This window comes from Pedobacter paludisoli (genome assembly GCF_052344095.1).
GTDB lineage: Bacteria > Bacteroidota > Bacteroidia > Sphingobacteriales > Sphingobacteriaceae > Pedobacter.
The window spans coordinates 2,125,231-2,148,772 of sequence record NZ_CP179926.1 but is presented as its reverse complement, the minus strand read 5'-3'; the positions used below and the strand labels follow the sequence as shown (position 1 = coordinate 2,148,772).

19 protein-coding genes are annotated in these 23,542 nt (G+C 36.7%); 14 read left to right on the top strand and 5 right to left on the bottom strand.

All coding sequences use genetic code 11. From position 1 onward, the window contains the following. Positions 1 to 47: 47 nt before the first annotated feature. The 3 genes from ACJVDK_RS08655 to ACJVDK_RS08645 form a co-directional block, all read right to left on the bottom strand. Positions 48 to 1,583, bottom strand: coding sequence for an IS1182 family transposase (locus ACJVDK_RS08655; RefSeq protein WP_443936436.1), 1,536 nt, complete (start codon positions 1,581 to 1,583; stop codon positions 48 to 50). Between the two features lie 118 nt (positions 1,584 to 1,701). Next, positions 1,702 to 2,580, bottom strand: coding sequence for a hypothetical protein (locus tag ACJVDK_RS08650; protein ID WP_443939877.1), 879 nt, complete (start codon positions 2,578 to 2,580; stop codon positions 1,702 to 1,704). Position 2,581: 1 nt separating this feature from the next. After that, positions 2,582 to 3,847: a YdcF family protein gene (locus ACJVDK_RS08645; RefSeq protein WP_443939876.1), complete on the bottom strand. Its 1,266-nt coding sequence runs from the start codon at positions 3,845 to 3,847 to the stop codon at positions 2,582 to 2,584. A gap of 290 nt (positions 3,848 to 4,137) precedes the next feature. On the opposite strand from ACJVDK_RS08645, the gene ACJVDK_RS08640 reads away from it, so the two are divergent. From ACJVDK_RS08640 to ACJVDK_RS08630, 3 genes are all read left to right on the top strand, one after another. Continuing rightward, positions 4,138 to 7,422, top strand: coding sequence for a SusC/RagA family TonB-linked outer membrane protein (locus ACJVDK_RS08640; RefSeq protein WP_443939875.1), 3,285 nt, complete (start codon positions 4,138 to 4,140; stop codon positions 7,420 to 7,422). An 11-nt stretch (positions 7,423 to 7,433) separates the two neighbouring features. Beyond that, the gene (locus tag ACJVDK_RS08635) at positions 7,434 to 8,963 is read left to right on the top strand and encodes a RagB/SusD family nutrient uptake outer membrane protein (RefSeq protein WP_443939874.1); all 1,530 of its coding nucleotides are present in this window, start codon (positions 7,434 to 7,436) and stop codon (positions 8,961 to 8,963) included. Positions 8,964 to 9,085: 122 nt separating this feature from the next. Beyond that, complete coding sequence (locus ACJVDK_RS08630) at positions 9,086 to 9,946, top strand: glycerophosphodiester phosphodiesterase family protein (RefSeq protein WP_443939873.1); 861 nt, start codon at positions 9,086 to 9,088, stop codon at positions 9,944 to 9,946. A gap of 80 nt (positions 9,947 to 10,026) precedes the next feature. On the opposite strand, the gene ACJVDK_RS08625 is transcribed toward ACJVDK_RS08630, so the two are convergent. After that, positions 10,027 to 10,452: an SRPBCC domain-containing protein gene (locus ACJVDK_RS08625; protein ID WP_443939872.1), complete on the bottom strand. Its 426-nt coding sequence runs from the start codon at positions 10,450 to 10,452 to the stop codon at positions 10,027 to 10,029. A 202-nt stretch (positions 10,453 to 10,654) separates the two neighbouring features. Between ACJVDK_RS08625 and ACJVDK_RS08620 the strand changes: the two genes are divergently transcribed. Next, positions 10,655 to 12,205: a S41 family peptidase gene (locus ACJVDK_RS08620; protein WP_443940039.1), complete on the top strand. Its 1,551-nt coding sequence runs from the start codon at positions 10,655 to 10,657 to the stop codon at positions 12,203 to 12,205. 70 nt (positions 12,206 to 12,275) lie between these two features. Here the strand turns inward: ACJVDK_RS08620 and ACJVDK_RS08615 are convergent, their stop codons facing one another. Continuing rightward, positions 12,276 to 12,881 (bottom strand): hypothetical protein, encoded by a 606-nt coding sequence (locus tag ACJVDK_RS08615; protein WP_443939871.1) that lies wholly within the window; start codon positions 12,879 to 12,881, stop codon positions 12,276 to 12,278. A 194-nt stretch (positions 12,882 to 13,075) separates the two neighbouring features. Here ACJVDK_RS08615 and ACJVDK_RS08610 point away from each other — a divergent pair, with 194 nt between their 5' ends. From ACJVDK_RS08610 to ACJVDK_RS08565, 10 genes are all read left to right on the top strand, one after another. Next, on the top strand, positions 13,076 to 13,546 hold the full coding sequence (locus tag ACJVDK_RS08610; RefSeq protein ID WP_443939870.1) for a hypothetical protein: 471 nt from the start codon (positions 13,076 to 13,078) through the stop codon (positions 13,544 to 13,546). Positions 13,547 to 13,835: 289 nt separating this feature from the next. Further along, complete coding sequence (gene rhaT, locus ACJVDK_RS08605) at positions 13,836 to 14,927, top strand: L-rhamnose/proton symporter RhaT (RefSeq protein ID WP_443939869.1); 1,092 nt, start codon at positions 13,836 to 13,838, stop codon at positions 14,925 to 14,927. A gap of 26 nt (positions 14,928 to 14,953) precedes the next feature. Further along, positions 14,954 to 17,074, top strand: a complete 2,121-nt coding sequence (locus tag ACJVDK_RS08600; protein ID WP_443939868.1) for a bifunctional aldolase/short-chain dehydrogenase — start codon at positions 14,954 to 14,956, stop codon at positions 17,072 to 17,074. 222 nt (positions 17,075 to 17,296) lie between these two features. Further along, a complete protein-coding gene (locus ACJVDK_RS08595) occupies positions 17,297 to 18,580 on the top strand; it encodes a sugar isomerase (protein WP_443939867.1) in 1,284 nt (427 codons plus the stop codon). A gap of 2 nt (positions 18,581 to 18,582) precedes the next feature. Then, positions 18,583 to 19,977: an FGGY-family carbohydrate kinase gene (locus tag ACJVDK_RS08590; RefSeq protein WP_443939866.1), complete on the top strand. Its 1,395-nt coding sequence runs from the start codon at positions 18,583 to 18,585 to the stop codon at positions 19,975 to 19,977. A gap of 454 nt (positions 19,978 to 20,431) precedes the next feature. Further along, complete coding sequence (locus tag ACJVDK_RS08585; RefSeq protein WP_443939865.1) at positions 20,432 to 20,737, top strand: hypothetical protein; 306 nt, start codon at positions 20,432 to 20,434, stop codon at positions 20,735 to 20,737. Positions 20,738 to 20,802: 65 nt separating this feature from the next. Next, positions 20,803 to 21,072, top strand: coding sequence for a hypothetical protein (locus ACJVDK_RS08580; RefSeq protein WP_443939864.1), 270 nt, complete (start codon positions 20,803 to 20,805; stop codon positions 21,070 to 21,072). Then, on the top strand, positions 21,073 to 21,810 hold the full coding sequence (locus ACJVDK_RS08575; RefSeq protein ID WP_443939863.1) for a hypothetical protein: 738 nt from the start codon (positions 21,073 to 21,075) through the stop codon (positions 21,808 to 21,810). It abuts the gene before it with no gap. Positions 21,811 to 22,027: 217 nt separating this feature from the next. Next, complete coding sequence (locus ACJVDK_RS08570) at positions 22,028 to 22,276, top strand: hypothetical protein (protein WP_443939862.1); 249 nt, start codon at positions 22,028 to 22,030, stop codon at positions 22,274 to 22,276. Between the two features lie 233 nt (positions 22,277 to 22,509). Continuing rightward, positions 22,510 to 23,541, top strand: coding sequence for a GntR family transcriptional regulator (locus tag ACJVDK_RS08565; protein ID WP_443939861.1), 1,032 nt, complete (start codon positions 22,510 to 22,512; stop codon positions 23,539 to 23,541). Position 23,542: the final 1 nt, after the last annotated feature.

Genomic DNA, 23,542 nt, shown 5'->3' with positions numbered 1-23,542 from the left:
CAGTTTTAGCTGTTCAATTTTTCAAAAAGCATGAAAAAACAGTCTTTTTAAGCTGCTTTTTTCCTTATATTTTGTGCGATTGCCAATAATCCCCATTCTATTGCCACTTTTTCTTTTCCACGGAGCATAAAGCGGCGGAACCCTTGGTTCTGTTTAATATTTCCGAAAACTGGCTCAACATCATAACATCGTTGCTTTCGCTTCTCAATTCCTTTCTCGCTGTTTAGCAATTGATAAGCTGTTTGTTTATGGCTGAGTAGATTAGTGTTAATTTCTATTATTCGGTTTCCTTGCGATTTATGACAAACACCATTTAATGGGCAATTGCTGCAATTTCTTGCTTGATATCTTTTACTTGTTTGTTCGAAACCGGTACTGGTTTTTCGTTTTGCATCGCCAATGTAATGCATCTGTTGGCCCATTGGGCAGATATAACAATCTTGTTCCTGGTTGTAAAATAACTTGTCGGCTTGAAAGCTTTTCTTACTGGTATATCGTTCATTTTGCTCTTTGTCGAACATATTGTATTTAACATAAGCTTCAATTCCTTTCTGCTCCAATAGTTCGTAATTTTCTTCACTACCATATCCTGCATCTGCGGTAATGCTTTTTAAACTTTTGCCAAAGCTGGTCTCGTGTTGTTCGATGTGGGCTTTTAAAGTGGTGGTATCGGTTGGGTTTGGGTGAATGGTGTAGTTTACAATAAACTGGTTTGAGGTTGATATCTGTACATTATAACCCGCTTTTAACTGGCCATTACGCATATGATCCTCTTTCATACGCATAAATGTGGCATCCTCATCGGTTTTGCTGTAGCTATTGCGATTACCTAAAATAGCCTCTTTTACCTCATATTCAGCTATCTTTTTTGGATATTCTTTACTGATGTATTTCAGCTTGTTTTTAATCTTTTTATTTGCATCGGGATTATCAGCTAATACTTCATTAAGCTTATCTACCGTTGCTTGTACTTTCTCTTTATTTATTTCGGTAAAATCAGGTGGATCAGGAAGTTCATCTTCAGCTTTAGTTATACTTTGGGCATAAGTCCAAATATCGGCTAAAGCCAACTTCATCTTTTCTTTATTGGTTTGAATAGCCTTTTTCCATACAAAAGTATATTTATTGGCATTTGCCTCTATTTTGGTGCCATCGGTATAAACTTCTTCTATACTCAATAAGCCTTCTTCGGCTAATAACAAAACAACTTCTTCGAATATTTTGCGCAAGTGTTCTTTTAAACGAACCCCGCGAAAACGATTAATGGTATTGTGATCTGGATAACTCATTCCACTAAGCCACATAAAGTTAATATTCTCCCGACAAGCAGTTTCTAGTTTCCTGCTGCTATAAACGTTACTTACATACCCATAAACTAGAATCTTTAAGAGCATTTGAGGGTGATAACTCGAGCTGCCTTTGATTTGATAGGCATTTAGCAGGCTTTGGATATTGATTTTGTTTATCACATCGTTAACTATCCTAACTGGGTGCCCTGCAGTTATTAATTCGTCAAATGTAGGTGGAAAAGCCATCATCTGATCTTGGTAATAAGGCTTGAAAACAGGGGTTTTTGACGACATAAATTTCTAAATATTTATACTTAAATATCTGAAATTCAAATGATTAAACAAAATTATTAAACAAGAATTTATCAACTTTTTTTAAAACAAAAAGAGACTGCCTTTTTGAGACAGCCTCTTAGTTTTTGCTCCAAGTAATATCCATTAGGCTTACATTATTTTTTCTTGAAGAGCTAACTGCGATGGCTTTATTTGGATTATTGCTAAAGGTAAAGCCTTCTAGTTCGTCTGCTTTCTCGGTATCAATAACTTTTATAACTTCTTCTTTGCCATTGGCGATTGATTTTTCTAAATCCAAAAAGGTAAAACGCCACTTGCGCCCCTCCACTTGGTTTTGAATTAATACCAATATGCCTTTATCTTCGATAAAATGTAAGTTTTGTACCCATGGCGAACAATTAAATTTCTTATACAATAAGCCTTTTTTACTTGTTTTATTCGCTTTGGTAAGCTTTTCGGGATCATATAGGCGTACTTCGTTGTTTTTATTTCCGTAATCAGCGGTTGCCATATACCATTTTTTGCCAAGCTTGACGTACTCGGGACGAGAACCTTGAATACAGGCATCATCTTCAATTGTTTTTAATAAATTGCCATCTAAGGTTTTTGTTTTTAAAAATCCTGACCAATCGATGGAATAGATGACCGCCTTCCAAAGGGTGCCTTCAGCGTTTTGACGGACAGAATTTCCTACAAATGTTGGCATTCCCTTTTTAAAAGCAATTCCGGTCGGATGTTTAACTACGTTTTCGCCCTTTATGGTAAAGCGATATTCCTTATTTTGGTACATTAATGAATCACTTTTTAAGACGTATTCGCGCATTACGCCAACTTCTCGATCGCCGTACAATAAGTATTTTCCGTTTTGATAAGATAACCCTTGGCATGCACCTAAAGAATCGAGCGTAAATGACTTGGTAATGTTTCCTGAAATAGGTTTATAGCTAATTGTAGTTAGCACAAAGCCTGTTAAAATTGCAGCAGTATAAAGTTTCATGTTATGGGTCTAAAGGTTCATCGAAATCTATTTGCAGCGACATACTGTTTGGAAAAAATTCCACTTCTGTAGCGCTCAATGTTTTTCCTATTTTGTAAGGATAGTAACCAAGTTCTTTTTTGCAGCGTTCTGCTAGGATGTTAGCAATATAGGGTATCGTAGATTGAGTCGTGCTTACCAATGCAGGTTTATCCATTGGCATTCCATATCTAAATATCAAACGTGAACAGTTGCGTAAATTGGTGGTGGTATGGCGAGCATGCGGTTCCATGATAATGGCAAACGCAGGAATGTGTAGCGTGTGAATCATGAATTTTTTCATTTCGTATGCTTCACTGTATTTTGTTTTAAAGGGGTGCACTCTTCCTCCTGATACGACAATGAAAGGAGCCATTCCTTTTAGATATTGCAGAGCAGCAATTCGGCAGCGAATCATTCCGCCGGCACTTAATTCGGTTTCTTTATCTTCTGGTCCGGCGCCTGGAACCAATATTACACTATATTTATAGTTCTTAAAATTGGTTTTTTTGATTTGAGCCAGGGCTATTTTATTTACGCCGGCAGTCATCGGTTCAAAGTCAGCGGCATCTAATCTGGTATTCATTTCTAACGCTGCCAGTGCAAAATTCATACTTGGTTCAAAAAACAGTTTTTTATCCCCTGTGGTAGTGAGCATAACATTTGAGGCAACAAGGCTGGGAAATTCTCTATCTTTTTTGTTAAAAGCAATAGAATCTATTAGTGGATAGTTGGGTTTTTTCCCCTCGATGTAAACATTGATCGTATGATTAACTGCTTTTATATCTTGTTCCCAAGCTTTAACTATAATTTCATTGTGGGGTAAATCGCGCAGTAAACCGTAACAACCTGATGGTATTAAATGATTTTTAACAACTTTTCCTAAAGCATTATCTTGCTTGTATAGAGCATTTAATCGTTCATTCACCAATGATATTTCTGCCTCACTAAATTTCATCGCATTCGCGTAGCACGAAACATCTTGCGCACAATTTGTTAAAGCACTATTGGCACTACTGGTTTTATCGTTTAATAACTTCTGTAATATTTGGTCGTTTGCAATCAGCTGTTTTAATTCGGGAAGTTCCTGCATCAGCGTTAGCAAGTAATAATTTTTATGCTGTATATAGAGGTTATAGGATTGACCCTTTCCAACAAGTAATTGGTAGGATTGAAGAGCGGTATTTTGTTGGGCTTTTGCTTGAAATAGTAGAATAAAAAGAAGAAAAAAGGCGATTAAATGTTTCATATAAATATTTTCTGAAAACTATAAAAGTCTAGTTAATATAATGTTAAAGCCTTATTAAATTTAATTGGTTGTAGTAGGGTAAAAAGGTCTACTTTTTCTATTAGGAGCTAAATAAGTTGTTGCAGACTTAATGTTGATTAAACTTAGTGTTAAAGTAACACCAATACTTTTGGGCAACTAAATCGATTAAAGACTAAGTTTTATTAAAATTGTAGCCTATGTAATTAAGATTCTACACCCTCCCTAAATTACCTCGAAATAATATAAGAACCATTACTAATAACTAAAAGATGACATCATTTTTTTTAAGTGCAGGTATTCGAAATGCCTGTAGGAAATTGCTTTTGCCAATCGGACTGTTAGCAATCTCTAGTACACCCTTAATCGCTCACAGTATAAGCAGAGCGGGCATAAAATTAGCACAGAATAAAGCAATAACCATTGGCGGTATTGTAACCGATGAAAAACAACAGCCGTTACCTGGGGTGAGTGTTTATGATAAAAGAAATAAGAAAACAGCCGTTACAGATGGCAATGGTAAGTACTCAATATCCGTTGAGGAAGGTACAACTTTGGTTTTCGCTTTTGTGGGTTACAACACGCAAGAATTTACGGTTAACACAAGCCGTACCTTAAATGTGGTTTTAAAAGAAAGTGATAATACTTTAGATGAAGTTGTTGCTATTGGATACCAAAAAATCAGAAAATCGGATTTAACGGGAGCGATAAGTAGTGTAAAAGCGAGTGAACTTAACTTAACATCGCCAACCGTTGGACAAGCCTTAGTAGGTAAAGTGGCTGGGGTACAAGTATCGCAAACTAGTGGAGCTCCTTATGCTGGAACCAAAATTCGTGTTCGTGGAATCGGCTCTATTAATGCAAGTTCTGATCCGTTATACGTAATTGATGGTTATCCGGCAGGAAATAATGTATCTATAAATCCAGAAGATATTGAAACAATCGACATCTTAAAAGATGCGGCTTCTGCAGCAATTTATGGTTCTCGTGCTTCTGGTGGGGTTGTAATTATTACCACCAAAAGAGGTAAAGATGGCAAAGGTAAATTTGAATACGATTTTCAAGGTGGTGTTTCTCAGTTAGCCAAAAAAGTTGATTTGTTGGATGCCGATCAATTTATTCAGTTAATGATTGACGGTAGAAATAACGCTTATAAGGATTTATGGGTAAATGCAGGTAAAACCTGGAACGATGCCATGTTTAGTGATAACAACACTACGCGTATTGCCAATGTTGGTAATGGAAGTAGTGTAAGTATTCCAAGTGATATTTACAATTTTGCCACACAACAAGCCATTCCTGCACAATACAATACCGATTGGCAAGATGAATTGTATCGCAATGCACCTTTCCAACGCCATAATTTATCGTTTTCTGGTGGTACCAAAGATGTTCGTTACTTTATCAGTAGCGGATTCCAAAATAACGAAGGTATTGTAACCAATACTGGGCAGAAAGTAATCAATTTCAGAGCCAATATTGATGGAGATGTGAGTGAGCGTTTGCATGTTGGAGCCAATATTTCGTACACGCAAAACAAAAATAAAGAAGTACGAGAAGGGCGCTATAATTTAAGTCCAATGATGTCGGCATTATTGTATTTACCTTATTTACCTGCGCGCGATGCAAACGGCAATCCTATTCAGTTTGGTATGGCCTCTATGTCATCACAATACGGTGTTCAAAACCCCGAAAATCCATTAGCAACTGTTGAGCAAATGAAAATTAACAGAATGGGGAACAGAAGCAGTTACAACGCCAATGCATCGTATAAAATTATAGATGGTTTGAGTTTTAAAGCCAACTTAGGGATGCAAACGTATAACGAAAAATACGATTACTATTTACCAACTAGTTTAAGCAACGGAAATAATCCGCCGTATTCAACTGCCGCAATTACAGCTGCAAATGCAGTTGCTCAAACATTAGGACAGGTAGATCAACTAGGCGAGTTTACCTTAAATTACAACAAAACATTTGGTAAACATAAGTTAGACGCCTTGGCAGGGTACTCTGCACAAAAAACGCAAAGCGATTTTATAAACGTGTCGGCAAGTGGTTTTCAAAATGATAAAATTGGCGAGATAACCGATAAAGGAGCCGATGCCGGTTTCTTTACCTTAATTACAGATGGATCAAGTAAAACGGCAAAATCTACCAATACACTTCTTTCTTACTTTGGTCGTTTCAGTTATAACTATGCGGGTAAATATTTCTTAACGGGATCTTTCCGTAGAGATGGTTCATCGCGATTTGGTTCATTAAACCGATATGGAAATTTCCCTTCAGTTGCAGCAGGCTGGAATCTTTCTGAAGAAGGATTTTATAACGACTTTTTAGGGCAACAATCTACCGTCAAACTACGTGCAAGTTGGGGCTTAAGCGGAAATAACAATATTCCAAATTATAGAACGGAACAAGAAATGAGTGCGCCGGGTGGAGTTGTGTTTGGTGGAAATACCATTTCAACTGCTATTTGGCCAAATTCTCTTCAAGATCCACGATTGGGCTGGGAGTCGACCTCGCAATATAACTTCGGTGCTGATCTTGGTTTATTTAGAAATCGCTTATTTATTATTGCCAACTACTACTTAAGTTATTCGTACAACTTATTGTTTAATCAACCTATCTCGGCTGTTTCTGGAGCTTCTTCTGTTTTAACCAATTTGGCAGACAGTAGAGTACGAAATAAAGGTTTTGATATTCAATTGGATGGAAGAATTATTCAAGGTCAGGATTTTACATTGGGCTTAAGTGGTAATATCTCGCTAAACAGAAACAAGGTATTGGATATGGGTGGAGCAAGCACCATTTATACCGCTGGAGCAGAGCGTTCGTATATCACCCACGTTACACAAGAAGGACAACCAGTAGGGATGTTTTATGGATTTAAAGTGTTAGGCAGGTTAACGGCCGACAATGTTGGTAAAGTAGCGCCTTCAGCTTCATCAACCAATCCGGCTAAAATTGGCGATTTATATTTCCAAGATACTGATGGAAACGGCATTGTAAACGATGCAGATAAAGTAGTAATTGGAACACCTTATGCAAAATTCACCTATGGTTTTGCGTTAAATACTTCGTATAAATCAATCGATTTAAGAGCATCGTTTAACGGTTCGTATGGTAATCAGGTTTTAGACGGACAAGATTACTATTTGTACAACTTTGAAGGTTCGGGTAACCAATATGTTGATGTGGCCGATCGTTATCGTAATGAGGCAAACCCAGGAAGCGGTTTAAACTATCGTGCATCACGTGCTGGTACACAAAGTAATAGCACACGTTTATCATCTTTCTACCTTCAAGATGGGTCTTATTTTAGATGTACGAACGTAACTTTAGGGTATAATTTCCCAAAAACCTTGGTGAGCAAAATCAAATTAAGCAACATTCGTGTGTTTGCAAGTGTTGATAATGCTTTTACCATCACTAATTACAAAGGATACAATCCAGAAGTTGATTATAACGCAGGTGCCAACTTAACGCCAGGGGTTGATTACGGAAATTATCCTTTGGCAAGAACTTACAATCTAGGTGCTAAAATTACTTTCTAGACTTTACGAACATGAAAAAATACATATATACAATCTTAAGCTTAAGTGCCGTTTTAACATTAAGTGCTTGCAAAAAAGATTTCTTAGCGCAAACAAATCCAAATGCGGTAACCGTAAATGATTACTTTACAACCGAAAACGACGTTTTATTAGCTGTGAACGGTGCATACCAATCTTTAAGAAGCAGTAATACATTAGGCGAAAACAGCGGTTTATTTACCGATGAACGTTCTGATGATACCGGAAGAAACGACAACCAAAGTAATGCAGGAGAACCCTTTCAATTTAATGATTTCTCGTTGTTACCGAGCAATTCGTACTTAAAGGCACACTGGCTAGCCTTATATAATTCAATTACACGTACAAATGTTATTTTATCAAATATTGACAAAGTTACGTTTACAAATACGGCAAATAAAACCAACTATGCCGCAGAGGCTAAATTTATTCGTGCCATTATGTATTTTGAATTGGTACGTAAATGGGGAGCAGTGCCTTTAGTAACTGTACAATTAAACAGTATAGAAGAGGTAAATGCATCAACTTTTAGGGTAGCAGAAGCTGATGTTTACAATCAAATTGTTGCCGATTTAAAGGATGGTTTAAACAGTACACTTCCAAATCTTCAAACAGGTGTTGGAATTGGCAGAGCATCTAAAGCAGCTATTAATGCCTATTTAGGAAAGGTGTATTTAACCATGGCGGCTACTTTACCAAACAATAAAGCAGAAAATTTAACCAATGCAAATACTTATTTATTAGCTGCTTACAACATGAAAACATTCGGTAATTTATCGGAAATTCCGTATGCGGATGTGTTTGATGTAAGCAAGAAACTAACTTGTAAAGAGTTGCTATTTCAAATATCGTATAAGCAAGGCGATGTAAATTACAGTTCGAGTATTGCAGCAAATAACCAGGCCAAGGGCGAAACCATTAACTCGCTAAGAGTATCTACAGGAATTGGTGGAAATGTAAAAGGCGATTTAATCGATGAGTATGAAACGGGCGATTTACGCAAAGATTTCTCTGTAAAATATGCAAACGATGCACAAGTGAAAGATTGGTTTATTACCAAATTTCGCGATGCAAGTTCGTTGGCTACTAACAACGGTTATGGGGGTAACGATTGGATTTTAATGCGTTATGCAGATGTAATTCTGATGTTGGCCGAAGTAGCTAATTTGCAAGGAAATGATGCCGTAGCAACACAATATTTAGATATGGTACGAGCAAGAGCCGGTCGTCCTTTGTATGCTGTTGCCAAAACAGATCCAAGCTACGCTGCAAAATATCCAACCTTAAAATTGGCTATTTTACACGAACGTCGGGTAGAACTTGCTTTTGAACATCATCGTTGGTTCGACTTAATTAGAACATTTACTACGCAAGAGCTGGTAACGTATTTAAAAGCAAAGCCACAAACTACTTATGGAATCGCAAAATTATCGAATGTAACTACAAAAGATCGTTATTATCCAATTCCATTTGATGAATATAAGTTAGATCCGGTTAAAATGTACCAAAACCCAGGATATTAAAATATTAAGTTTTTCCTATTTTTTGGTGGCTGAGTAATCGGTCACCATTTTTTTATTATTATCGATCTTTTATGAAAATCAAATCCAATAACACTATTTTTCTTTTTATACTTGCTATAAGTATGCTAAAGGTTCAAGCACAAAATCCTTCAGAGAAATTGGCTTCTATCTTTTCGAAAAAAAATACACATACTCTAGTTGCAGCCCATCGGGGCGATTGGAGAAATGCGCCTGAAAACTCACTAAATGCACTTTTTAATAGTATTGAAAAAGGTTTTGATATTATGGAACTGGATGTGAAGATGACCAAGGATAGCCAAATGGTGGTGATGCACGATAATACCATTGACCGTACCACCAACGGAAAAGGAAAGGTAAGCGATTACACCTTAGCAGAAATAAGAAAGTTTAAATTAAAAAATGGTTTAGGAAGGGTAACTTCTCATGGGATTCCGACTATGAAGGAAATGATGTTAGCGGCCAAAAATAAAATTATTATTAATGTGGATAAGGGAAATGATCATTTGCCTCAAGTATTTAACGTGTTAGAAGCAACCGGAACACTTAATCAAGCGATTGTCAATGTTGGTGATAATATAGAATACGAGAAACTTAAAGCTACAGAGAACATTCCTGATGGTGCTTTTTTAATGGTTGTGGTAAATATGAAACGACCAGATGCTCTATCCATTATCAGTAGCTATAAAACGTATAAAGGAGCCGTTATTCAACCTATTTTTGATACCGATACGCTAAGTAATTTAAAGATGATTCCTGAATTGGCAAAAAATCAAGTGATATGGTTAAATAGTTTATGGCCTTCTTTAAACGGGGGACATGATGATGATCGTGCTGTAGAGCAAAACCAAAAAAAGGAAAGCTGGGGCTGGTTAATTGCTAAAAAACCTTCCATTATACAGTCGGATAGGCCAACTGATTTGAAACTTTATCTTAAGGAAATAGGCATGCACCAAGAAAAATAAATTAATAACTATTAGAATAGGGAATTTTGAAATAAAAAAGCTTCGATTTTATCGAGGCTTTTTTACATAAAAGACATTTTTTATTTCGCCAGTTCTTTAATTTTTTCAATTGCGAGGGGCCATTTTTCTTTAAAATAATCGGCCATTTCAGCAGTGGTATCCATTTCAACTTCTAAAAGGGTTTTGTTATCGCTAAGTTCTTTCAGCGTATAGTTTTCTAAAGAGCCGCTCCAACTGTGGTTTAAGTCTTCAACTCCCTTCATAATCATTCCTAGATGTCTAATGGATAGAAATTCTGGTTCAATGCTTTCGGCAATTTCAGAAATCATTCCATCATTATCAGCATTTACAAACAATGCCTTGCTTCCTTTTTTCCAATCGGTTATTGCTTTTGAGCCTTCTGAAAATACTGCTGACCAAATGGGATAGGTTTCTTCGCTAAAAAGTATTTCCCAAACCTTATTTGCTGATGCATTTATTTCTGAATCAAATTTAATTTTTTTCATACTATTTTGTATATTATTGAGTTTCAGTTAAGATTGGGTTCTTAGCGTGATTCTTCAGGATTTTAATCACTAAAAAGTTAAAAGTGTTAAAATTGGCACATGGAATCACTTTATTTACTAAGTTAGCCATAAATTAACTAGATTAAAATACGCTATTATGTTTTTTAAAAAAATAAGAATAAAACAAATCTTTTTTTTGGCTGTGATTGTTTTGTCGGTTGCTGCATGTAAGAAAAAGAGTACTACACCAGAAACTATTGAGCCGGAAAGTACACCTCCTACACGCGATGAATTAACAAAAGACTCCATTTTTTATTATACAAAGGAATTATACTATTGGTATGCGAGTTTGCCAACGTATGCAAACTTTAATCCGCGTTCGTATACCAATAACGAAGCGGAATTATATGCTTTAACGCAATATTCTTTAGATCCGGTAACTGGGAAACCTTTCGAGTATACAGATTATAGCGAACCAAAGTATTCGTTTATTGAAAACGATGTTGTAACCGGAAAAGTAGGGGCTTTAAAAGCCGATTTAGATGGTACGGCAAATGATTATGGTTTTTCGGTAAATTATCAAAGTTCCAATGATTTGCGCGTAAAATATGTTTACGAGGGTTCTCCGGCTGCGGCTCAAGGTTTAACAAGGACATGTAGAATTACAGCAATTAACGGCAGGACAGATTTAACGTACAACAGCGCAACGGCAACCTCTATCGCCAATTTTATAAATGACGCCATTTTCGGAACAAATCCTTCTGTAAATATAACCTATATTAATCCTGCTGGGCAAACCAAATCTGTAACCATTGCAAGCGCGAAATATAAATTGAATCCAATATTGTATTCACATGTATATGACCTAGGTACTAAGAAAGTTGGTTATTTTGTGTTTAATAGTTATACGAACGACGTAACGGCGCAGTTGAATACTTTATTTGCTGATTTTCAATCGCAAGAAATTACTGAGTTGGTCATCGATTTGCGCTATAATGGAGGTGGTTATATTTCAACAGCAGAGCAAATTATCAATTTAGCGGTACCTGCATCTCAAACAGGAACAACCATGTTTACCTATTATTATAACAGCTATTTGCAGAACTTGACAACCGCTCAACGAGAAGCGTCAGTGTTGCGATTTCAGCCTTTATTGGATGCCAATGATAAATTACAACCCTTTACAACGGGTGTAAACAAACAGTATGCGACGTATGCTGATTTAGATTATTCAACAACCGCTGCGGATAACATTACTAAGTTTGCCAAACTGGGCAATTTGGCTTTAACACGCGTGTATTTTTTGGTGTCTGGTTCAACAGCTTCTGCGAGTGAATTGACCATCAATTGTTTGAAACCCGTATTGGATGTTAAAGTGATTGGTGTTAAAACGTACGGTAAGCCCGTAGGCTTTTTCCCCATTCGGATTGATAAGCTGGATTTATATATCCCTGAATTCGAAACGAAGAATAAAAATGGAGAAGGCGGATATTTTTCGGGGATGACTGTTGATAAAATGGCTTATGAAGATTTAACAAAAGCCTGGGGCGATGCTACTGAAACCTTGCTAGATAACGCTTTAAATTATTCGAAAACTGGAGCATTTAAAGCGGTAACAAGTACAAAGTTGGCAAGTGCAAAAGAAGGAGTTGCCACGGGCGCCACTTTATCTGATGAACAACATGCCGCTTTTGAAAGCCATGTAGACCCATTGCGCTTTAAAGGAATGATTAGAGATGTGAAAAAACACTAAATCTCTTTTAAGTCAAAAATAGAAAAGTTCAATTGTTTAGCGTTTTACTACACAATTGAACTTTTTGTTTTTATAATAAAATCTTATTACTGATTTCTTTATTGATTGTAATGTACCCAGGATAGGTGAATGGCGTTTTACCAAACATAAAAGTAGGTTTTATTTTTATGGTTAAAAGACCCAAGCTTTCGGTTTTTTGTCCGCCTTTTTGAGCGGCTTTCATAATATCGTTTAAAAGTGACCCGTTGTTGAGGAGGTTATAAATGTTGCTTGTCATACGAACAGGAACAATAACCGTTTGTCCTTGTGGGATGCTTACATTTTGGTCGATGGTTCCTGCGGCTAAATCACTGTTGTTGACCAATATTTTGTATTCCAGCTGGTTAATAGCTGCAAGTTTAGCAGAAGGGTTAGTGATTTCCAGATTTAAATTGGCGCTGAGCGGAATGTCTTTTCTTAAAAAGCCTAAAGCAACGCCCGGTAAGCTGGAAATGTTGATGTTTTGCTGTGCGATGAGTTGTTTTACATCGGTTCCGGCTAAGGTAACTTGTTGTACGTTTTTAATTTTATAGGTGCAATCTTCTAAGGCTTTAATTTGTTCGGCCTGTTTGTTGATGCCGCAACTGCTGATTATTCCTAGGGTAAGCAATCCTAGTAAGATGTTCTTTTTTATCATAGCTCAAAGTTCTAAAACAATTCTAAGTTTCATGTGTGTATTTTTAATCGTTACAAAAACACGACCAAATCTTTTTATCACTGGTAGTAAGGCGGCCTAAGAATGTTATTAAGTACTTGCATGTGCATAAATTCTATGTATTTTTTTGACCGAAATTTTTAAGTTTGTTGCATTAAGAACAAAATTTACTCGTCATGCAAGAAACGAATTCACTTAATCAGGTAGCTGAATTTCATACTACTTTTAAACATCCTGTTTTGGAAAACCCAACCATTCCAGCAAAGCAAAGAGCCAATCTTAGGGTTTCGCTCTTAGCAGAGGAATTAAAGGAGCTACAAGAGGCAATAGAACAAGATAATTTGGTGGAAGTTGCCGATGCCCTGTGCGATTTACAATACGTTTTGGCAGGGGCCATTCACGAGTTTGGTCTTGGCGGAAAATTTAAGACGCTTTTTGATGAAGTACACCGTTCCAACATGAGTAAAGCGTGTAAAACTATTGAAGAGGCTGAGCATACCATCAAACATTATTTCGAAAAAGATGGAACCGAATCGTATTTCAAAGAAATTGATGGTTTATTTTTAGTGTTTAGAAAAGGCGACGATAAAACATTAAAATCAATTAATTATTCACCCGCAGATTTAAAAGGCTTGTTACTGAGTTAAGTAAATCCGGAAGGGCATAGCTTAAATAGCTTTGTAGTAAGCAATTTTTAACAGCATTTAGCCGTTAAACTATAGGACTTATTGGCTATTTAATGCAAGAATTATTTTGAAAGCAGAAGTAACCTCGTGATGCACGAAGTTCTTCTGCTTTTTTTTTAAAATAGATCTGTTTTTAAGTCTATTATCTATTATGCGTTGCCGACGAACATCCGTGTCAGGCATAACAGTGCATAACAGTTACATTTTTTTCAATGTATATTTTAGAGCAACCAAATTATAAACTAGAGTAATGCAAGCAATTTTAGGTGTTTTTTTCCATTTTATCGGCGGGTTCGCGTCGGGTAGTTTTTACATTCCGTATAAAAAAGTTAAAGGTTGGGCTTGGGAAAGCTATTGGATTGTTGGGGGGATTTTTTCATGGTTAATTGTTCCGCCTTTGGCAGCTTATTTAACCATTCCGAATTTTACAGCAATCATTTCAGGAACAAATGGAAGCATCTTGTGGTTGACTTATTTCTTTGGTTTACTATGGGGTATTGGAGGGTTAACCTATGGTTTAGGCGTTCGTTATTTGGGCGTTTCCTTAGGGAGTAGTATCATCTTAGGATTGTGCATGGTGCTGGGGTCTATTTTACCTTCTATTTATTACAGCCTTTTTCCACAAGCAGGTAAAGATACATTCGAGATGTTTTTGAGCACGGATTGGGGTAGAATGGTGCTTTTAGGCCTATTGGTTTGTATACTAGGGATTGTAATTTGCGGTCGAGCCGGGATGTTAAAAGAACGCGAAATGAATGCCGACGTTACTGATCCGCACGGAATGGAAGTTAAAACTGAATTTAAATTTGGTTTAGGTCTTTTTGTGGGAATTGTTTCAGGGGTTTTAAGTGCGTGTTTTAACTTCGGAATTGAAGCAGGAAAACCAATGGCCGATACCGCAAACGAGCTATGGAAAGCAGCCAACCCTTCGGAATTAGGAAATTTCCTTTTCCAAAATAATGTAACCTATGTAGTAGTTCTTTGGGGAGGTTTAACCACTAATTTTGTTTGGTGTATGATTTTAAATGCCCGTAATAAGAGTTTTGGCGATTATACCAACGCGAAGACTCCATTGTTAAAAAATTATATATTCTCTGCATTGGCCGGTATTACCTGGTTTTTACAATTCTTCTTCTATGGAATGGGTGAAAGTAAAATGGGTAACGGAGCCAGTTCATGGATATTGCACATGGCTTTCATTATTTTAATCGCAAATGTTTGGGGTTTGGTTTTGAAAGAATGGAAAGGCGTATCAAAGAAAACATTAATCACCGTTTTAGTCGGTATCCTCACAATTATAGTGTCAATTTTAATTGTAGGATACGGAAATTCAATCAAGTAAATACTTAAAGTAAAACATAATTATACATGTCTGTTAAAGAAACAAATTACAAGTACGTGAGTTACTTGTGGGATGAAGAAGAAGCCGCAAAATTGGCTGGCGATGAAGTAGCATTGTTAATTTATCGTTCTAATTTATTAGGAGCGGATTTGCGCTTAACAAATTATGGTGGAGGAAATACATCGTGTAAATTGATGGAAAAGGATCCACTAACCGGAACAGAAACCGAAGTAATGTGGGTTAAGGGCTCTGGAGGAGATTTAGGGACTTTAAAGAAAAGCGGTTTAGCGGCGCTTTACGTTGATCGTTTACGCAGTTTGAAAAATATTTATCGTGGCGTAGAGCATGAAGATGAAATGGTTGAATTGTTTAATCATTGTATTTTCGACTTAAGCTCAAAAGCACCATCAATTGATACTCCTCTACACGGTTTCTTGCCGTTTGCCCATATCGATCACTTGCATCCTGATGCCGCGATTGCGATCGCTGCAGCGAAAGATGGTAAAAAAATTACCCAAGAGTTATTCGGTGGAACCATTGGTTGGGTTGAATGGAAAAAACCAGGATTTGAACTGGGTTTACAATTGAAGAAATGTTTAGATGAAAATCCGGGCATTCGCGGTATCATGTTAGGCTCTCACGGTTTATTTACCTGGGGAAATACAGCTTACGAAAGTTATGTAAATACCTTGGATGTAATCGAAATCTGTTCAGATTACTTGAATCAAAACTACGGTAAAAAAGCACCTGTTTTCGGTGGTCAAATATTGGAAAGCGCTGAACCTGCAGATCGTAAAAAACAAGCGGCTGCAATTGCACCAATTTTACGTGGTTTATGCTCATCGAAGCAACACATGCTAGGACATTTTACGGATGATGCGCGTGTATTGGAATTCATTAACTCGAAAGATTTGGCACGTTTGGCACCAATGGGTACTAGCTGTCCGGATCACTTTTTACGTACAAAAATTAGCCCGCTGGTTTTAGATTTACCAAAGGATGCTGATTTAAGCGATACTGCGGCGATTAAAGCGGCTTTAGAACCTGCATTTGAGGCTTATCGTAAGATGTATACCGAGTACTATGAAACTTGTAAGCATCCAAATAGCCCCGCTATTCGCGATACCAATCCGGTAGTAATTATTTATCCGGGTATTGGTATGTTTACTTTTTCGAAAGATAAGCAAACCGCTCGCGTGGCATCAGAATTTTATATCAATGCTATCAATGTAATGAAAGGGGCTGAAGCCATTTCAGAATATACCTCATTACCACATCAAGAAGCATTCAACATTGAATATTGGTTGTTAGAAGAAGCTAAATTGCAAAGGATGCCAAAACCAAAACCATTAACTGGTAAAATTGCCTTGATTACAGGTAGTGCCGGTGGAATTGGAAAAGCTATTGCAAAGAAATTTGTATCGGAAGGTGCGGTAGTGGTATTAAACGATATGAATGCCGAACGTTTAGAAGAAGCCGGGCAAGAATTTTTAGCGCAATTTAGTAAAGATGCCTATGCAACTACTACCTTAAATGTAACGAGCCAAGAAGATATTGATTCTGCTTTTGCAGCAGCAGCTTTGGCTTTTGGTGGGGTTGATATTGTGGTGAACAATGCTGGTTTATCTATTTCTAAAACCATTGGCGATCACACGGAGAAAGACTGGGATTTATTATACGATGTATTGGTTAAAGGCCAGTTTTTCATTACCCAAGCCGCAACAGCCATCATGAAGAAACAAAACATTGGCGGTGATATCATCAACATTGTAAGTAAAAACGCGCTCGTAAGTGGACCAAATAACGCGGGTTATGGAAGTGCTAAATCGGCTCAATTACACTTAAGTAGATTAAACGCTGCTGAGTTAGGGGCTGATAATATTCGTGTTAACGTGGTAAATCCAGATGCGGTAATTAGCGATAGCAATATTTGGGCAGGAGGCTGGGCCGAAGGTCGTGCGAAGGCTTACGGAATTACCGTAGCTGAGCTTCCGGCTTACTATGCAAAACGCACCTTGTTAAACCAAATTATCTTACCGGATGATATTGCAAATGCATGCTTTGCTTTTGTGGGAGGTTTGTTGCATAAATCAACAGGAAACGTATTAAATGTGGATGGCGGTGTAGCCATGGCATTTGTACGCTAAAAAATAAGTTTGCGCGTAGCAAACTAAAAAATATTTACTGTTTCTTGTCATAAGAAGCTTTAAATAACTCATATTTTAATTAGTTTTAGTAGGTTTTTTGCGTGTCTGTATCCTCACGGATGCAGACCGTTAAAAAACGATTGAACCCGTTTTAGCGAAAGCGGAAAAGCATTAACCAAAATCTTGTGGTGTTTACACTGCAGAACTTAACCGAATATCCCGATGAATATCGAACAAAACCAAATAGAAAAACATAACGACTCGTTACTAACTTCACATCAACGCAGACTTGCTTTCTTAAAGGAGGAATGGGCAGGTGTAGATATTGAAAACGTTATCCAAAAATTAATTGATTTTCAAATAGCCATTCCAAGTTGGGCTTTGGGTACCGGAGGAACCCGTTTTGGTCGTTTTGCTATAACAGGCGGAGAACCACGTACCATTGAAGAGAAAATTGAAGATGTAGGTTTACTGCATACCTTGAATAAAGCGAGCGGTGCTATTTCGTTACACATTCCTTGGGATATCCCGCAAAACCCAGCAGCAATTAAAAGTTTAGCTGATAGTTATGGCTTAAAGTTCGATGCGGTAAATTCAAATACTTTTCAAGACCAAGCAGATGCAGCGCATAGCTATAAGTTCGGTTCTTTGCAAAACGTGAATAAAGCAATCCGTAAACAGGCAATTGAGCACAACATAGAAGTGATTAAACAAGGTGTTGCATTGGGCTCAGACGCTTTAACCGTTTGGTTAGCAGATGGTTCTTGTTTTCCTGGCCAGTTGAACTTTCGTAAAGCCTTTGAAAATACCTTAGAAAGTTTGCAAGAAATTTACGCTGCATTACCAGATAACTGGAAAGTATTTGTAGAGTACAAAGCATTTGAACCAAATTTCTATTCTACAACAGTTGGAGATTGGGGTCAATCTTTATTGTATGCAAGCAAATTAGGTAAGAAAGCCTATACATTGGTTGATTTAGGCCATCATTTGCCAAACGCCAACATAGAGCAAATTGTTGCGCTCTTATTAATGGAAGGAAAACTAGGTGGTTTCCACTTCAATGATTCAAAATATGGGGATGACGATTTAACTGCTGGAGCAGTAAAACCATACCAATTATTCTTAATTTTCAACGAATTGGTTGAAGGAATGGATTCGCGCGGCATGAGTCATACAAAAGATTTAGGTTGGATGATTGATGCATCGCACAACGTTAAAGATCCGTTAGAAGATTTATTACAATCGGTAGAAGCCATTATGTTGGCCTATGCACAAGCCTTATTGGTTGATAGAAAAGCATTAAATGCTGCTCAAGAAGCAAATGATGTAGCAAAAGCACAAGAAATTTTACAACATACATTCCGTAGCGATTTAAGAGCGTTAGTAGCTGAAGCACGTTTAAGAGCAGGTGCAGCATTGGCACCAATTCAATTATACCGCGATTTAGATTGTCGTCAAACATTGGTTAAGCAACGTGGTTTAAAAACAATGGCCACCGGATTATAATTTTGAAGAAAGAAATAATGCCAAAGCCAGTAATCGCCATATTTGATGTAGGAAAAACAAATAAGAAGCTGTTTTTAATTGATGAGAATTACAACATCGTTTATGAACGTTCTGCTCGATTTGTTGAAACCGTAGATGAGGATGGTGAACCCTGCGAAAACCTAGATAGCCTGAGGTCGTCTGTGTACGATTCTATCAATCAGGTATTTAAAATGGAAGAGTTTGAGGTGAAAGCCATCAACTTTTCAACCTATGGAGCTAGTTTTGTGTATTTAGACGAAAATGGCAAACCTTTAACACCGCTTTATAACTATTTAAAGGAATATCCGGAGGATTTAAAAAATGAGTTTTATGCTGAATATGGGGGAGAGGATAAGATTTCGTTAGAAACCGCTTCACCAATATTGGGCAGTTTAAATTCAGGCATGCAGCTATATCGCCTAAAAAAGGAAAAGCCTGAAATATTCGCTAAAGTGAAATGGGCTTTGCATTTGCCACAGTATTTAAGTTATTTAATTACGGGTAAGGCTTTGGCCGATATTACCAGCATTGGTTGCCATACGCAGTTATGGGATTTTAATAAAGGCGAATATCACCATTGGGTTTTTAAGGAAGAAATTGATAAAAAGTTTGGTGTTTTTACGCCAGCCGATTCAAGTTTAGAAACGCAAATAGAAGGAAAAACGGTACATGTGGGAGTCGGATTGCACGATAGTTCGTCGGCATTAATTCCGTATTTGGCTAATTTTTCATCACCTTTTATTTTGCTTTCAACTGGAACCTGGTGCATTAGTTTAAACCCTTTTAATCAAGAACCTTTAACGGCTGAAGAATTAAAGCAAGATTGTTTGTGTTACATGCATTATCAAGGCAAAGCGGTGAAAGCATCGCGTATTTTTGCCGGTTATGAGCACGAACAACAATTGAAACGGATTGCTGAGCATTTTGACCGTGCAGCGTATTTGTTCAAGCATTTAAAATTTAACCCAAGTATTCACTTAAAACTAGGACTTAAATTTCCCGAGAATCAACACCCGCAAACCGAATTTTCGGCCGTATCGGCATTTTCGTCGCGCGATTTGAGTGCTTTTCAAACAGCAGAAGAAGCTTACCATCAGCTGATTTTTGATATTGTGAAGCAACAGATTTATTCGCTTCGCTTAATTTTAAATACCGGCGTAAAACGTCTTTTTGTCGACGGTGGTTTTGGCAAGAACGCCATTTTTATGCATTTGTTAGCCACTTCATTGCCCGAAGTAGAGGTATATGCCTCATCGGTTGCCCAAGCAACGGCAACGGGTGCAGCATTAGCCATCAACAGCGTTTGGAATCAGAATTTAGCCCCAACTGATATTATTGAATTGAAATATTATTCGGCCTTGCAGCGCTCGTTGTAAGCCTTTACCCCTCATCGGTTCTAAAACCGATGAGGGTTTTTTCTAAGGTTCTAATTTTCAGGTTCTTCATCAAAAAGAAAAAATAATCCTTGTATTTTGTGATATTTTGTTGTGTAAGATTAGTTCGTTTTTTTTAAGTGACTTTTAGTATATTCGTATAAATCCTATCAGGCATAATGAATTATGGATAATCTAAATTAACAATATGAATAAAAAGTACTCGCTATTAAAGCAAACTAGTGTGGCTTTAATTTTATTTAGTATAATAGCTATTTTCATTTATGCATGTAGAAAAGAAAGTGCTCCTATGTCTGAAATGGAGAAAAAGAACAATTTATTTCAGAGGCTAGGATCTATTTTGAGGATAATCATTTAAATCTGCCACGGTTAAATGATAATAACCTTCGTCATAGTTTAGTTAAAACCTCTATGGGAAAAGGCACTACTTAAAAAAATGTCAATGGGTGATGGGCTAATAGTACCATTAAGATTTGATGATGCTGTTTTTGTACACCAGGCAGAGGGAGCTCAGTTTAAAGCGTTAGAAAAAACGAGCTATCTAATGATTTATAAAGATAAGGAAGATAGAATGAAAGTAGAATGGGTAACACTATTACCTATTTCCAATAATAAAGGGAAGTTTGTGGGGATAATCGATATTGAAGAGTGGAATGGAAAGTTTAAACGTGGGATAGGCATCGGTGAAAACGGTGAAGAAAGAGAAGTTCATTTAGAAAAATCGATTACTTATAGCAATTAAGCAGCAGGGCATTTAATACCTGTATAAGGGTAGATTATTACGGATCAGTTGGTGTTGATGGATACATGGAACAAAAATATTTGGGAAGCGAGGTATTTTGCTTTGGAGGTGGTTCCGGTGGGGGTGAATGGGGAGATATGGCACCTGAGGCTGAATTGGGTGGCGGAGGTGGTGGTTCTGGAGATTATACCAGTATGTTCGATTGTAATAATGATTTGAATGGAAGCGCTTTTATAGATCCGAATTGTGGCTGTATTGGTGGGAATACGGGGGTAAGCGAGTGTCCTCCTTTAATAGAAGTTAAACAAGATTCACTTCAAAAATATTACCCTTGAATGGTAAAGCTAGTTTTAAATAAATTGATGGCAAATACTACCTATGGGAAATTAATTCAGCCGTTTCAAAAAGTGCAGTTGCCAAATGGAGGAACCCTTAATTCATTACAAGGTTTACCAAATTTAACTTTTGGATTTTCGACTCAAGATTATGGAGGTACGAATAATCAATATTCATTAGGGCAAACAAGAAATAAAGGAACCAGTTCAGAGATTGAGTTTAATAGTTCTGCACTGAGCAATGCGTCTCAATTATTTCTTCAAATGGTGGCAATTCATGAGGTTGGCCATGCGTACGCTAATTATTATATAAAAGCAGGGACTTATGGTTACTCAATAGATACAACAAGATACTCTACATGGGCTATGAATATTGTCAGTTTTGATGCTGCTTCTTCTAGTCGGATGAATAGTGGTAATTATACTGATCATTCTCTTTTTTTAGAGAATTATGTAGATAATTTCGTGAAAATATTAAAAGATGTTAACGGAAGTACTTATACCGATAAACAATATCAAATGGCTGCTGTGTATGGCCTAAATAATGCGGGTAATCTACCTGCAAACTCTATAATAAATGGGGTGAATCTCTATACTATTTACAAGGGTATGTTAGAGAAGTCTTACAATAATTTATTGGCAAAATTCAACATTACCCCTGCTGAAATAAATGCATTTAATATGAATAATCTTTCAAATGTTCCCCAAAATAAGAAATTGCCAATTAACTGCCCGTAACTAAATCTTTATTTTTATGAAAAAAATATTTTTAATCGTGCTGTTTTCAATGTTATTAAATAGAGTGTATTCGCAAGAGTCAAATAGGAAAATCTATTTCCTAGCAGATACAATGAATCTCCCAATGACTGAAAGATTTATGAAGATTGAGACAGTAAGCTTTTTTGAGCATCATTTTACTTTTTTTTGTAAATGTGTAGCTCCTTATAAAAGCTATGTGACCTTTTCATATATAAATAAAAAAGGTGATAAGAAAGTAGAGGTAGTTACTGAGAAACCGACTTATCCTTATGTTAGTTTTAAAGAATTAATGGATATTTCAACTGAATCGAATATTTATTTCAATAATACGTACGATTTATACATTACAGAAGTATTACCAGGTAATAAATATAGAACAAATAAAGTGAGCTTACTTCCGTATCAACAACCCATTCAAGATGGCGTTATACTGAAAAAAAACTAGGTTTTGTGATAACAGCCAGTTTGTAAAGCCGCTCATCCTAAACCCGATAGGAGCGAGCACGCAGCGGAGCAAGTAAAGCGAATAGCGGGACTGCACTATCCGAAGTACTCAGAATCCTTCGTTTTCTAATTTTTTAGTTGAGTAGGATGTTAATTGTCATAAAATGTAGCCTTTAATCTGCATTTATTCGCTGTTTTCAGTATATTCGAAAACCAGAACAAAACCCCAAAACGTTGAAACCTGAAGATTTAATCGCATATATAACCATTGATGAATATTCATCGACACCGAAATACAAGCAATTAACCAATGCTATTTTAAATGCCATTGAAGCGGGTAAGTTGACCAAAAACAGTTTGCTTCCATCCATTAATGAGTTAAGTTTTGGCTTGGAAATGTCGCGAGATACCGCTGAAAAAGGCTACCGCCATTTACGGAAATTAGGCATTGTAGATTCGGTTCCGGGCAAAGGATACTTCATTATAAACACGTATTTTAACCGTAAATTAAAGGTTTGTTTGCTTTTTAATAAGTTGAGTGCGCACAAAAAAATTGTGTACGATTCTTTTTCAAAAACCTTAGGCGACCAAGCGGCAGTTGATTTTTACATTTACAATAACGATTTCGCCCTATTTAAAAAGCTGCTAACCAGCAAACGCGACGATTATTCTCATTTTGTGATTATTCCCCATTTTTTAGAAGGAGGAGAAAATGCACACGAAATTATTAACACGATCCCTAAGGAAAAATTAGTCATTTTAGATAAACTTTTACCTGGTGTTACTGGTGATTATGCAGCCATTTATGAGAATTTCGCACTCGATATTTACGCTGCATTGGAGCAAGCTTTAGATGCTTTATCCAAATACAGTACGCTAAAAATTATCTTCCCGAAAAATAGTTATTTCCCCCATGAAATTTTAACAGGTTTTTATCGGTTTTGTCAGCAGTACGCCTTTAATCATAAGGTAATTCATAACATAAAAGAAGAAGAAATAAATGTGGGCGAGGTGTATATCAACTTGATGGAGGATGATTTGGTTACATTGATTGAACGATTAATTGCTCAGAAATTAAAAATAGGAGAGGACGTTGGCTTAATTTCATACAACGATACCCCTTTGAAAAGGATTATTTTGGACGGTATAACCACTATCTCTACCGATTTTACCAAATTAGGGAGCCAGGCAGCCGATTTTATATTAAATGGTAAAACGGAAAAAGTTTCGGTACCATTTTATCTGACGCTGCGTAAATCGCTTTAGA